The sequence below is a fragment of the Comamonas sp. UBA7528 genome (assembly GCF_002479375.1).
Lineage (GTDB): Bacteria > Pseudomonadota > Gammaproteobacteria > Burkholderiales > Burkholderiaceae_C > Comamonas.
In genome coordinates this window covers 312,969-327,050 of record NZ_DLMU01000004.1, presented here as the reverse complement: position 1 = coordinate 327,050, position 14,082 = coordinate 312,969, and the positions used below count along the sequence as shown (strand labels likewise).

Below are 14,082 nucleotides of genomic sequence, written 5' to 3'. Positions count from 1 at the left end.
TGCCTGAACGTCTTATTCGATCGTGCGCTTTTCCAGGCCCTTGCGCAGGGCCAGGTCCACGATGGGTTGCTCTCTCTTGTTCGCCCGCTGGCAATGATTCTCCTGAAAATGGTCAGTGAACCAGATGACAAAGCGTGCCCAACGTTTTTCACGCACCCGCCATGCATGGGATGACACGCTCTCCCAGGCGTAGCCATTGAACACTGTCGCATTGACGAAATGATCGAGGGCGCGCACGCCTGCCCGCCCTCGCTCGGTGTTTCCACACAAACCGACCCACCACAGCACCAGATATCCCATGATCGCCATGGGCACCATGGCACACATCAGAGCAAAACCTGCCAAACGCTCTTTCACCCACTGATCCTTTTACGCAACAGAACTCGGACACCATTTTCCGAACGAATCGTCAGACGCCCCACCGGCTGCGGTTCATGCCCATCCACAGGCAGCAACTCATAGTGGCGCAGAAGACAGGCCAGAATCAGCACTGCTTCTTGCAACGCAAACGCAGCCCCTAAACAAACGCGCGGCCCCATGCTAAAAGGCATATAGGTGTGCTTAATCGCCTGCTTGCTCTCTTCACGATCAAATCGATCAGGGTCGAATGCATCCGGGTTCTGCCACCATTTGCGGTGTCGCTGCAGCAGCCATGGAGCAATTACCACGGTACTTCCTGCCTTGACCTGTTTACCGCGGATAGGGCAACCTTGTGCGCTCTCTCGGGCAAAAAATCCTACCGGCGGGAAAAGGCGCAAAGATTCACGAAAAATGTTCCAAAGAAGAGGGAGATTTTTCATATCCGTCTGTTCTGGAGCACGCTCGCCAAGCAAGCTTTGAATCTGGCTGAAAGCCCGCTCTTGAATATCGGGAGATTTTGCCAACAAATGGCAAGTCCACGTCAACGCGCTGGCCGAGGTTTCATGTCCTGCCAAAAACAGCATTGCCACTTGGTTGATCAGCTCTTCAAAGGAGAATGGCTCACCAGTCTGCGGATCTCGTGCACGCATGAACGCAGTCAAGATATCCTCTTGGCCTTGATCTTCGCCGCGCGCATATGCTTCATAGCGAGGGCGGACAATCTCCACCAACAGCGTCCTGATTTCCTTAGCAGCCTGATTGCTCTGCCACTTCAGCCATGGAAGTCGCAACCAGCGCACACCAAACAGGGCTGGCAACATGAGCCTGGGAGCCAATGCCTGGTAACGTGCAAATGCAGCAAAAACGCGGTAAGCATCCGCACCCTGCAGAGGAGTTGAAAAAATCGTACGAAAAATGATATCCGCGGTGACGTGGGTCATCTCCACTTCGATATCGTATTCCTCACCATCCTTCAAGGCATCAAGCCGCTCCAGCATGGCCATGGCTGCATCCAACATGCGTGGGAAAGCCACATGCAAACGCGCCTGCTCAAACGCAGAATTCATCATCGTGCGCTGGCGCTTCCACTGCTCACCATTGGTAGTGAAAATGCTATCGCCCAACAGCGGCTCCAATGACTCATGCAGCAAGTGGCTCTTGGGAAAATTCTCGGCCTCTGTTTGCATGACGCGCTTGACCTGCTCCGTGTCATTGAGCATGTACAGATCTACGCCTGGCAAGTGCACTTCGCCCATCTGCATGGTGTAACTGCGCTCGTACAACGCATCCATCCAGGAGCGTCGGGCATGCCAGAACAAGCTCAGCTTGGATACTTTCTCAGAATGAGGCTTTGGATAAACAGGACAAAACCGTGTCATCGGACCAATCTCTTTTCAATAAAATCTGGTAACGGATCTTTACAAGTGAGCAACTCAAAATAATCATATGCACCGGGTAACTCAGATGCCATCAGATATTGAAAGTGCATCCGCATTTTGTTGCGCCTCATCCAACGGTAGGTCGATGACGTGAACAGCTTGTGAAAACGTGGGCTGCACATATGTCTAGGGTTGACACAACCTGCCATCACTATGCTGTCCTGCTTGGGAAAACTCAACGCCAGCAGATCACACATACCAAAACTTACACTGTCGCCAGGAGATGAAATATCGATCCAATAAGAGCTCTCATCTTTAGCCAAATCAAATAAATTGCGGCGCATCCTGTCCGCTCCTGGCATAAGCGAGAATAATGGAATGCAATTACCCAGTGTCAGAAAATTGATTTTTTGTTTAGGATAACCTTTTGAAATAAATTCTTCACGGATCGCTTGCCAAAAAGAAACCGCTACAGCACTGCCGACACTAAAACCGATCACGATAACTTCTTTATAGTCACCCAGGATGACCTGCCTCGCAACAATTTTTGCTGTCCTCTCGAAGCGGTCTTTAATCTCGTGCAGCGGCTGTTCAGCTTCTTTTTTTGCAAAATTCAATATTCTAAGTAACCAGCTAATATGTAGCCTTTTATCAAGCACATATCCAATCCATAAAATAACAGCGCCACCTAATGTACCGCTTGCAAAGCCAATCCATCCAGGGTTGATTTTATAAAACACTGTTATTGCGATAACTGCAAGTACCAAGCAGAGCAGCATATACATCAAAGGATACGCCAACGTCCAAATTACATAGGGTGTCGCTTTAAACAACGGGCGCAATAGGCTTTTGTTGAGAAATATCAAACGATACGTCTTCATTCCTTGCAACAAAACATCCGCAATCCGTGAAGACCAACTCTGACGCACCAAATCTGACCAGTCTACAAACACATAGTCACTGGTTTGCCCTTGCTCATTGCTAACAGTCCATTGGGAATGGAAGAGTCCTTCTTCCAAACCTGGCTCCCAACGATGGCGATTGCCTATTTTGTAATTTTTCTGTGATACTTCGCTCTGCTTCAAAGACTCACGTTGCATAATTTGGTGATAATGCCGCGCACCGCGTGGATCATACCCACCGACAAAAAGTATTAACCGTTCATTTTTTGAAGGCAGCTTAGCCTCTTCTTGCTGGTACGGCATCTAGGACTCCACGCTCAAAGTGTCCTGCTCTTCGACTTTTCCTTGGCCCCCGGTAGGTCTGACAACCCATACCCCATCAGAAGACATTTTTGCCGGAGCTAACATTGGCGATTTTAGAAATTGGGACGAAGGCTTCTGGAATGCTGAAACAGCAGCCGGCCATAGCCGCTCGGCCATTTGACCATCAAGAGCAACACCGCACTGCCATTCAACCTGTGACATTTTTTTGTAAAAGCTCCCATTAAGCTGCGTGCGGCGAATAAGTGCTTGCTTAAACCGCTTCAACTCTTCTGCATCCGGAATTGCCTGTCCAGTCATGTGCCAAAAATCGCGCAACCGGCCTTGAAAAGTCAATCCAGGCATATCGTACAGCGCAGTTCCGCACACCTTGACGGGGGCACCATGTTGGAGTGCAGACAAACCGACGGTACTGTTGACAAGAACCACCCCTCGCGTTGCCTTCAACAAAGCAGGTAGATGCTGATCATGGATATAAATAATCTTACCTTCCAAGCCATAACGACGTGTCAATAGCTTGAGCGCTCTTCCATAATTTCTATGACCTCGGTCCATCGGGTGATGTTTAAAAACCAGCACAGCATCTGAAATCGAAAGAGCATCTTTGGGCAATAATTCTTTCTGCTCGTCGATTAATGCCTTGGAAAAAGATCTCATTACATAATCCGCAAAATTGCAGACTGAATCAAAATCAGAATGTACCGTAATTTGCGAATCATTATGTACCTGCAAAGGAATCAAAAAGAACCGGTGACGAAATTCGCCACACAGCTTTTCCTCCACTCCTTTTTCCTTTATTTTGTACCAAATCTTACGGCCATATGACAAGCACCACCAAGGAGCATCCAGTACAGACATTTGACGGTGATGCAAAGTATTATTCCAGAACCATTGAGATATCCAGGAAACAAAAAAATATAGCATACCCCAACGCGCAGCATACCAATACGTATTGCCAACTGGAATGCTTTTTGATTCTATATTGATTTTATATTCTTTATTATCTGCTTCTTTTGAAAGTGCCTGCTGCACAAGCCACGGGGCAAGGCTTTGTGAAAATTCAGAGTTGCCATTTACCCCTACCGGCTCAAAAGTGACATAGTCTGGTCGCAAATATCCTTCTTCAAAAACACCGACGGCGCAACCCAATTCTTGAGCCAAGCCTCTTACACAAGCGTGCACAGGCCGACAGTCTCCAAAAAGGATGATTACATCAATACTTTTTTCTTTTATAAATTTCCCTAAAACCTCAGGCCATTCAGTCAAATCACCTCTAAATGAATTGGCATTTTCCCGGAAAAATAACCAGTCTCCCGCATTGAAATTGAATTTATATACGTCTGCCCCTTTCGATTTCATATCCTTTGATAGATTCCAGAAAAATGGACCGACTGGACCTTGCAAAAAAAGTACTTTTTTACCGTGGAAACTGGGCTTGTTCATATTAATTCTTATAGCACTATTTTAAATACAATCTATCTAATTCAATTTCTGATCAACCTAAATAATACCATTAGTTTTCTAAACTGCCGTCTAAAATAACCTGCACGCAATTTCTCCATATTTCCTGTGCGAATCAAACGATCACGTTTATTTACAATCTGCAACAGAACCGCCTCACAGCTGGTGTAACCCTTCAAAACAGGATCCCAATACAAAGGATAATGCAATAAAGCACATGCTACCAACTCATTCAAACTTAACGCGCGTGATCGCCGAGGAATGGGTAGCATGTCTTGAGTCAGCCCCCAACCCGCATAGAAAGGGCGTCCATATACAACAACTTGCTTTTCACGCAGCAGTGCATCAAAGCCAGTTAATGATGTCATGGTCACCACCGTATCGCATCCCTCGATACAGCTCACAACGGATGCATGCATTTCCACATGATCAGCCCATTGCAGCGCTTCAGTCATCGCTAGTTTTCCACTGCGATTCCCACTTGTTACATCTGGGTGTGGTTTATACACAATAAAGGCGTTGGGAAATTGCTTGCGTGCAGCGCTTAACAAACCAGCATTCGTATGCACTCCGTTAACACAATCACACCCGGAACGGATGGATGCATCATCCTCGACTTGCCCAGGAACCAAAACAACTTGGCGATTAACACCTTCAATCCCCCACTGCACTGGGATCAAAGGCTCAATATTATACTTAGTAATACCATGCTCAATAATAGTCTTTCGCACAGACTCAGCACGATCCAAATCTTCTTGAATGAAAGTATGCTCATTTAGCAAAACCTCCAAGTCAGAAGGCTGGGATGGATCAAAATAAATCCCTTTTGCGTCCAGCACAAATGACTGTGGAGGAATAAGGTCTGAACCAAGGCCCACTGAGCGTATAAATCCATCCTCCATACGAAGCAAACGCGAACCGCTTTGCTTGGCAAGCTCGGCCAGACCAGCCGGCGGTACCCTACCCCAGCACACAAGGCAATCACAGTCCTCTGGCAGCAATGCCGCTGCAGCTGAGGCGTTTTTGACGAAGATGACCCTGCCAGGATGGAGTGACAGCATGGATCGAACATTCGCAGCTTTCCAACGCCGGAAACCCACGACAATCATGCGGCCATTAAACCGCTGTGCCATTTTTTGTTGCCGCTGCAACCATGCCATCACATCAGAAATATCGCCTGCTTGATGCGTTTCAGGATTTAGATAACGCGTGTACTGCATGTATGCCGCTGCAAATAAATCGTCTACAGAGCGGCTGATTCCACGCCTTGCGGAACGGCGCAACATGGCAGGATGATCTGGCTGTCTGTCATCCGTGACACCCCATCCCGCATACCATGGCACACCAAAGCAGCTCACGGGCTTACCTGCTAATAAGGCTTCAAATCCCATGGTGGAGCTGACTACATATACCTTATCCATCTGCTCGATCAAGCTGATTGGATTCACGGCATCGCGTAGAACCACTATGCGCTGGGCCAAATCCGTCTTCAGATTGGTTAGATATCCGGCTTTGCGTCCTGATGAGACTTCTGGGTGGGTTTTCACATAAATTGCCGCTCCCACATTCTCAGAAAGCGCAGCCTGCACCATGTTTTGAAAAGACCTTTCATCAGCCCCGCCCAAGGCAACGCTCATATCGCCATAGGTCTGATCTACCACCAATACCTTGGCAACGTCATTCCCACACAGTTGCTCTGGTCTCAATAATGGAGCATGGTTGTACTTGCTAAGTTTCGCTCGCAGCAGTTGTGCACGTGCACCACTGCTTGCAGCCATCCCCACGCCTTGCAAGCCCTGATCGCTATTTAGCAGATTTTCCAAAGCACTTGGCCTGGTGCAGTCGTAATAGATCCCCAGTTCATCACGCACCAAAGCCAAAGGCGGGCATGTCTCGCCTGTACCAAAAGAGCGCAGAAACCCATCCTCCAGTGCCACATAAGAAAGGCACTGCTTATGGGCATAGGCTCTTGCGCGGGCGGTGCTTGGGCGTAAGCCCCACCCGGCCACCGCATCCACGGCAATGGAAGGCCACACGCGAAGCCTGTGCACGGTGGCACCAGCCAGCGTTGAGAGAAAAGGGATGCGCGCAATGCCTTGCGAAAAGATTCCCAAACGCATATTCAGATGGCCTCCACATACAGTGGATTCGTCATGGCCTTGATAGGCAAAGCACACCCAGCCTGTCCTGCCAATCCAATTTCCAGGATCGATTGCAATATATCCATTTATCTCACCCGAATTCCAGAAATTCTTGAAAAGCTATCCATGTCGACGAAACGCTGAAGTAGAAAAACATCGTGCTAGTCCATTTATGCGAAATTCATTGCGCATGGATACCCGTTCCGTAAAGCAAGCAGCTGCGGTTCTTTCCATCCCCTGCGGCTACCTGCAGAATGAGCTCACTGCCTTTGGCCGTCTTCAGCCATGTAAGGCCTTCTGGCTCATAATGAGTACCTTTACCGGTATTTCTGGCACGTTCTTCACCAAATCTCAATGGGACAGATTCAATAAACGCTCCAGAAATAGTATAAATATTTAAGATATTAATTTCATCAACCTTAAAAGAACCCATTAGCATAAAAATGCGTGCCCCGTCGCTGGCCAGCGCTTGCGCGGCATACGGTCCATTCTTCTGCCGTTCTCTTTTCAAGATGAAATGATGGGAGTAAGAATTTGAAAAGTCACCTTCGTGCGACAACATATCTAGATTAAATGAGCGTATCTCATATTCATTTTTTCGCACCATTTGAACAATCAAATATTTTCCATCTGCACTGATTGTCGGCGAAGTGGGCTGCTTCGTATTTCTATCAGAAAAAATTTTAAAGAATTCAACTGAATTGACCGCCCCTCCCTCCAACTTATACCGAATTGCGTAAGCCCCTGGATCGGATGAGTAATCCTCATTCAGGGAACCCCAAAAATACCGCTCGTTGTTAATATATTGGATGGCAAGCCCTTGGTGTCCAATGATATCCAGAGGGGGGGTCCAATCCTTGGCGCGCAACGTACCTACTGTCCCCGGATAATGGCTAATGATTGCACCAAAAACATCAGGATTCTGCGATATCTTTTTTAGCGTTTGCCCAAACGATTCATTTGCTTTATTGTCAATAGTAAAAGATTGCGTTATCGTCTTTTCGTTGGGAAAACACTCTCCAAGAGAGTCTGCATCATTTCCAGCCAACGATGACCGCATAAAAAAACAGGTAATCAATATCCATAAATATTTCATATCATCTCCATATTTCCAATGCGCATTTCATTGTGAAATTTCGCAATCAATATCTCTGCCATCTCTTTGGTAGTTTTGGAGCAAAGGTACTCTTCCTTTTGGAATGCCTTCAGCATAAACTCATCTTCCTGGGTCGAGTTTCTTAAATATTCAATAGCAGCATTGACTTCAATTACTCCATCCATATCGATTAATGCGTCATGCCGCATACGCATATATTCGGAGGTGGCAAAGCATTGATTTCTCTGTCGAAGAAGAACAATTGTTGGAATTTTCTTTGCTGCAAGCATAAATTCGGCAGCAGAGACATCAACAACACCCCAGAGGACATTTAATCTAGAACAATCAGAATTAACTCTACGCTGCAATTCAGGATATTTTTTTAAAAATTTTTCCGAATTCGGATCCACATAGACATCAATATCTTTTTCCATCAAGGAATTTATTAAAAGTGCAAGTGCTGATTTATATGTACGAATTCTCCCCCCCGTGTTGGGATGGCATTTGATTAAGATTTTTTTTATATTTAGCCCTTGCAATATATTCCAGAGTATGCTTGCAATATTTTGGCACGCAATACTGGAGAAGTTCTCTTCATCAAGCCCTCCCTCCCAGGTTGGCATATAAACAAGGCAAGGACTTCCAGCATTCGTTGTATACTCGAGGCATTTTGCACTTAGTGACGCACCAACGCGAATCACACGCCCGGCCTCAATGTCCTGACGAGTAAATACACCACCTTTCACATACCGTTGAGATGAAATATCTCCTGCAGCCAGCACATAATCATAAAGACGAGCCATCCGGTTGACACTTGCCTTCTTATTACTTTCCCCATGAGTCAGAAAAACATGGCATGCACTGCGATTTAGAATCAAACGGCAATTTGATTGTGCGTTATAAGGATAAAAAATCACTCGTCCATTCAAGCTAGGAATTTGTCTATAAAATAAATAAAATATCACCCTAAGACCAAGCTTCTTTGCAACGGTATCGATGTTATGATAATTTGAATTATAAAATTTTACAATTAATACTGTTTTCTTTGCATCTAAAAATCCCGAATCAAAAAAAATCTTTATTTGCTCGAAAAAATTCTCGAATTTATTATCAATAAACACAAACGAGCATTCAGCGTCCACCTCTGGTTTATCACGCCCTCTCCCCCACTTGAGGCTAATGAACTTCAACAGGGTTATTATTTTTTTCAACATCTTATGACACAGGAGGAAAGGAAATAGCGGCCTGAATATTATGGGCAGCGCAAACATCTTGCCCATAATATTTAATCTACAGCGATTTATCTTCCATCCTTACGGACATCAATGATGATGCCGGTCCTTTCAGAAGACAGCACGCGCAGACTGGTCGCTGCAACATCTTTCGCATCGAGAAGTAAACCGGCGGGTTCAACACCAAAGTTCGCGGTACGCATTGGCGTCGCCGTTCGTTCAGGATTAATACAGTTGACGCGCACACCATCCCCTTCCCACTCCTCTGCCAGTGCTTGCGTGAAATTGACAATAGCTGCATTTGTTGACGAGTACAAAGCATAATAGGCTCGTCCACGTGTATAGGAGCTAGATGTAAAGTTAAGCAGCATGCCGTTGCTTTCCATGAGGAATTTTTTCGCAGCAATTGCCACGTTTACAGCCCCGGTATAGTTGACGTTGATAAGATCAGACATCTCCTCAATCGACAAGGTATCAATAGGCTTCTTGATGAGCAGGCCCGCAGTATTTACCACGTAATCTATTTGACCCAGGCGAGAATTCACCTCATTTAAGAAATGCCTGACATTATCCAGATTTCGAATATCAATACCATTTGCGCTACGGCTTGCAACTTCTACATTTGCACCATTCAAAACAGCAAGGTTCTTCATTTCGAGTCCGATACCGCTGGACCCACCAAAAATGACTATATTTTTTCCGGACAAAGGAGAAAGGCTGTCTCCCTCCAAATAATCTCCTTTGCTGCCTGCTTGCAACAATTTCTCTGCGATAAACAGATCAACCGGCTGGGTAACTTTCAAATTCCGCTCACTACCCTCTACCGTAGCAACACGCACATGTGGCAGCATTGAGCGTATAACGCCACAATCACAAGTGAATACATAACGGTTTGCATCAATGGCTTTCTGATAAGCTTTCTTGATGGATTCCAGTAAGAAACCTTGCGGAGTTTGACCACGACGCATCATGGAGCGGTTAGGAATATTCGCAATACAGCCATCGTCATACACCTCAACCAAGGTATCTGCAGAAGGAATTACAACATCAACTGCTTCAAAGTTCTCAAGCGCTTCCAAACATTCAAAAATGATATTCTGACTAATCAACGGTCTCACCGCATCATGAAATAAAACCTTTGATTTATCATCATAGTCTTTCAACGCTTGCAATGCAGAATATGTCGAATCAAATCGTTCCTTACCACCGGTAATTACTTTAGAAACTTTGGACCAGCTGTTTTTTTTCACAATCTCCCAGGTTCTTTCAATATGGTTCACCTGCGAGACAATCATAATTTCATCAATGTGGGCTGACTTCTCAAAAACGTCAACTGTATATTCGATGACTGCCTTTCCAGCCAATTTTGTGAACTGCTTGGGCAATGCACCACCAAAACGCGAACCAGATCCCCCGGACAAAATAACTGCTATATTCTTCGACATAAATATCCATCAACCCACTTACAATTAAAAACCAAGAAATCTTGGATTTTTTAGAATACTCAATTTTCAGCGAATTCAATCAAGAAAGCGCCTCACCCATCTCGTTGAGACTTTACCCACAACATGTCCAGGACTGAAAAGCACACGCATTCGACGCCAAGATGGACTCTTGGCATCATCAAAGAACTGGTAAGGGTTACGGGTGAATTTTTTCCATTTCCGCCCACGCTTCACTTCAACCATATCTAATCTGAATATTTTCCCAATGGCATCGATCATATTAGCGATGCTCTTGTTTTCAGTCCTCGAAATTATTACCCCCGTCTTCTTCGAATTTTCAATCTGCCGTCGATTGAAACCACGAAGAATCAGCTTCATATTATTTACACTGGATTCAGCATTTGAATCATCCACCACTTTCTGCACATACTCTTTGTTGGCTGTAACATAGCCATATGCTGTCAAAAGCCGTGGAACACCGTTGCTCGTCCAATCAATGGAAACGACATCAAAAACTTCGAATGGATTCAAAATTTTATCTTGTCTTTTCGTTGCCGGATTTAATGCTATATCCATATATAGTCCATTCTCTTGAAGAGAAATGGCTTTAAAAGGAAAAGCATCAGATCGGACATAATAATCCAGATCATTGACAACGTAGTGCTTCTTGGATGCGTTTACCTGAACAGCGGGCCATCGCATTTTCTTATGAAACTTAGCATAATAATCTCTGACGGAATTATCACTTCTTGCCAAGGAAATAGATATGCGGCTCGTTAGAACGTCAAGATCTTTTTTATCCCGTGCAGATTCAAGTTCCTGCAAGGTCAGCACAGGCGCTGTCTCTTTGACTTGCCCATAACTAGACATGTTGTCTTTCAGTTTTGCGAATACTGAGCAAACAAATTGGTCATCCGAATTCTTGAGCTGGTATTCATAAGCAAAAATTGCGAGAGATCTAATGAAATTCAAATCATCGCACTCAACACATTCCAAATAATCTTCCGCGAATTTTTTCAGCCCATTCTCAAAATGGACAGACATTTCATTATCAGCAGGGACAATTACCGGAGAAACTATGCCGTCACCATCTTCAGAGTACTGCTGAATGCTTTCGTACGGGGTGCTCGCAAAAATCGGCTCAAAATAAGAAAAATTTTGAGAAGACATAATGAAATTATGTCGCAATGAACTGCCATAATCCTCTGTAAAACTTCGGACATAATAGAATGGATTTACGACATGCCTTCCTGCGGCATCATTCAACAATCGACCAAAAACATCTTGCGTATAACCACGCCCCCAAAATTCCACGAACGCAAATTTCTCATCGAAATTGATTGTTTGCAAGAGATACTTGCGAACTATCTCTCGGCGCTCATGCGCAATGGTCAACAGCCTGCTTTTATATGTCTCAGATTGCTCCAGCGTTCTTCTGATGTTTTCGGCAGCCGCTCCGCGCAGATGCCGAGATTCCCGCAGAGATTCAAACTCAGGGAACAACCCCAAGAACTCCTCTTCATTGAGACAGCTCGCATTGACCAGATCTTCGAAAGAATCCATCCCGGTAAAGTTACCAAATGGTCCGAAAGTTTCTGGGTCAACAGAATCAATAAAAGAGGGCACTCGCCATGCTTTTCTAGAACCATATAAGAACCCAGTTTTCAATGGATACTTCTTGCGCTCTAGAATATGATCTGCGATTTGCTTGAGAAAATGTCCATCTCTCGAAATAAAATATACTTTTTCATACCCTCTCTTCATGGAATCGAGAAGCACCCAATGTATATAGGGAACTAGAGCAGACCCTGCATAAGCATATGCATAATATTTTTTCTCAAAAATATCAGAATTATCGCTATCCAGCAAAGACATACGATAACGTTGCATTTTTGCAGCAAGCCGATATGCGTCATAGCGCAAATTCATATTTGCAGCATCGACCCATGCCTTCTCATATGGAGCGAACGAATCCATATGATGCACAACGGTTTCAATACCTAGCTGTCTAGGGACACTTCCGTCAGCGTGCGCATTATCTCCGTAATGCACCCAACGTTCATACTTATATTTATTCTTAAAGAATATATTCTTATAAAGCTTGCCCGTTGATTTTTGATGGCCTACACTGGCAGAAAGAAACAGTGGAACAGCACTGAGTCTCGAGTCCGCTCTTTCAAGCATTGCTCGAATAATATTTTCAGGCAAATACATGTCGCTGATCAATGCGACATCATGCCCAGACTCCACCAGTTCAAACAACATATCAATGCGGGACTTGATCGGTTCCACATGTTCAATTTCTGCCGAAATTTCGGCGTTCTTCAGAAACTCTGTTTCGGCATCAGAAAGATTAAGACTCGATTGCAATCTTTTATATATATCGTCCAATGTGATTTCCAGTGAATCACTTTTTCGCTCAAAGAGCGTTTTGCGACGCATATCTCTAACGTCGTGCTCAACCTGGTTTCTAATTCTTGGCCAGTTTTCTTTCAAAAAATCCGGGAATATAAATCCAGATTTTTTCATCAAATTCTGAACATAGAAGAATATACTGAATGGGGCAAGTGTCTTTCGTTTTATAAGCGTATCAAAAACATCAAAAGTATGAAACTCTGGATGTTTAACATCAATGACTTGTGCCTCATCGATTTTTCTTATAATCCCATCCATATTTTCTTCGTTTTTATACCCGAAGAAATATTCCAATAGATAATTCTTGTTATTAATAACCTCGACGCCGTGCTTTAAAACCTCAAGCAAACGATTGAACTCAAAAACCGGCTCCCCGCCAGTCAATTCAAAATAATCACCTACAAGTTCTGCATCGCTTACATATTCCTCATAATCTGGAATATATCTGATGAATTTATTCACACCGGCCGCGAGTAAATCATAGAAAATACTCGAATAGTCGACGATTGCGATATCAATTTTATTAAAAATCTCATAGATATCAAAACGATCATCCCAGAAAAGAATATTCTCATCACCCTGATATTTTTCTTTGGCCTTCTTATAATAAACATCATTTTCCATCAACGGGTGAACTTTAATGATGAATAAATCATTATTCGCAGCTACAGTCTCTTTGACAATATCTAAGCTTGGAAGCAAATATTGAAACACCCCTTCTTTTCGGCTAACTCGCCAGGTAGGAGCGAAGAAAATTATATTGCGATAATCTTTTTTATCATTCTTCAGAACTTCAGAAAGTTCAAATGTAGAGATTTTATGCTTGCCATAAACCTCATTGCGCGGATAATTCCCTCTGATCAATTTATCCGGACTGACAAGCGTATCCTTTAAGAAATGGTCTTCCATTTCTTTGGAGGTCACAAGAAAATAGGTCTGGTTCTTATACAGTTTAAAATTTCTTATGTTCTTCCGCATCACCCCATCAGCAATAATGGAGCCTTCGCTGACAGCTAGCTCAATATGCTTAAGCCCCACGCCGTGCCATGTATTGAATACAACAGCATCCTTTTTCAATTCCGGCGGGTACTTTTCTCTAAAATTTTCGCTGACATAAACATCAGCAGAAGAGAACAAATTTTTAGCACGATTGCTACCGTTGAAAGTAACCCGCTCAAACCCAAAATTCTTTATTTCTTGAGCATCCTGACTGTTTTCAGCAACCCACCAGCACTCGTGGGTTGCTGAATAATGCTTAGTCATATAAAGAAACAATGCCTTCGGATTGCCTTGCCATTTATAAGTACAAAAAACCCACGTTTTCATTTTT

9 protein-coding genes are annotated in these 14,082 nt (G+C 44.2%); all 9 read right to left on the bottom strand.

The annotated features are described in order from the left end of the window. Positions 1-12: 12 nt before the first annotated feature. Entirely contained in the window at positions 13-357 is a 345-nt protein-coding gene (locus B3349_RS05570; RefSeq protein ID WP_291587119.1) for a hypothetical protein, read from the bottom strand. Further along, on the bottom strand, positions 354-1,652 hold the full coding sequence (locus B3349_RS05565) for a cytochrome P450 (RefSeq protein WP_291587117.1): 1,299 nt from the start codon (positions 1,650-1,652) through the stop codon (positions 354-356). Before B3349_RS05565 ends, B3349_RS05570 begins: the two co-directional genes overlap by 4 nt. A gap of 83 nt (positions 1,653-1,735) precedes the next feature. Beyond that, on the bottom strand, positions 1,736-2,944 hold the full coding sequence (locus B3349_RS05560; RefSeq protein ID WP_291587115.1) for a hypothetical protein: 1,209 nt from the start codon (positions 2,942-2,944) through the stop codon (positions 1,736-1,738). Beyond that, the gene (locus tag B3349_RS05555; RefSeq protein WP_291587114.1) at positions 2,945-4,405 is read right to left on the bottom strand and encodes a capsule polysaccharide biogenesis protein; all 1,461 of its coding nucleotides are present in this window, start codon (positions 4,403-4,405) and stop codon (positions 2,945-2,947) included. It abuts the gene before it with no gap. Positions 4,406-4,446: 41 nt separating this feature from the next. Then, positions 4,447-6,543 (bottom strand): capsule polysaccharide biogenesis protein, encoded by a 2,097-nt coding sequence (locus B3349_RS05550; protein WP_291587112.1) that lies wholly within the window; start codon positions 6,541-6,543, stop codon positions 4,447-4,449. A gap of 202 nt (positions 6,544-6,745) precedes the next feature. Continuing rightward, positions 6,746-7,660, bottom strand: coding sequence for a hypothetical protein (locus B3349_RS05545; protein ID WP_291587110.1), 915 nt, complete (start codon positions 7,658-7,660; stop codon positions 6,746-6,748). Further along, complete coding sequence (locus B3349_RS05540) at positions 7,657-8,850, bottom strand: hypothetical protein (RefSeq protein ID WP_291587108.1); 1,194 nt, start codon at positions 8,848-8,850, stop codon at positions 7,657-7,659. The genes B3349_RS05545 and B3349_RS05540 overlap by 4 nt, the downstream gene beginning before the upstream one ends. 110 nt (positions 8,851-8,960) lie before the next feature. After that, the gene (locus B3349_RS05535) at positions 8,961-10,337 is read right to left on the bottom strand and encodes a bifunctional cytidylyltransferase/SDR family oxidoreductase (RefSeq protein WP_291587105.1); all 1,377 of its coding nucleotides are present in this window, start codon (positions 10,335-10,337) and stop codon (positions 8,961-8,963) included. A gap of 75 nt (positions 10,338-10,412) precedes the next feature. Next, a complete protein-coding gene (locus B3349_RS05530) occupies positions 10,413-14,078 on the bottom strand; it encodes a CDP-glycerol glycerophosphotransferase family protein (protein WP_291587104.1) in 3,666 nt (1,221 codons plus the stop codon). Positions 14,079-14,082 lie beyond the last annotated feature (4 nt).

What these genes read in the sequence shown, in the direction of transcription:
- B3349_RS05550 (WP_291587112.1), bottom strand. Translation starts at nt 6,543, where the DNA reads ATGCGTTTGGGAATCTTTTCGCAAGGCATTGCGCGCATCCCTTTTCTC.
- B3349_RS05530 (WP_291587104.1), bottom strand. Translation starts at nt 14,078, where the DNA reads ATGAAAACGTGGGTTTTTTGTACTTATAAATGGCAAGGCAATCCGAAG.
- B3349_RS05545 (WP_291587110.1), bottom strand. Translation starts at nt 7,660, where the DNA reads ATGAAATATTTATGGATATTGATTACCTGTTTTTTTATGCGGTCATCG.
- B3349_RS05560 (WP_291587115.1), bottom strand. Translation starts at nt 2,944, where the DNA reads ATGCCGTACCAGCAAGAAGAGGCTAAGCTGCCTTCAAAAAATGAACGG.
- B3349_RS05555 (WP_291587114.1), bottom strand. Translation starts at nt 4,405, where the DNA reads ATGAACAAGCCCAGTTTCCACGGTAAAAAAGTACTTTTTTTGCAAGGT.
- B3349_RS05565 (WP_291587117.1), bottom strand. Translation starts at nt 1,652, where the DNA reads ATGGATGCGTTGTACGAGCGCAGTTACACCATGCAGATGGGCGAAGTG.
- B3349_RS05535 (WP_291587105.1), bottom strand. Translation starts at nt 10,337, where the DNA reads ATGTCGAAGAATATAGCAGTTATTTTGTCCGGGGGATCTGGTTCGCGT.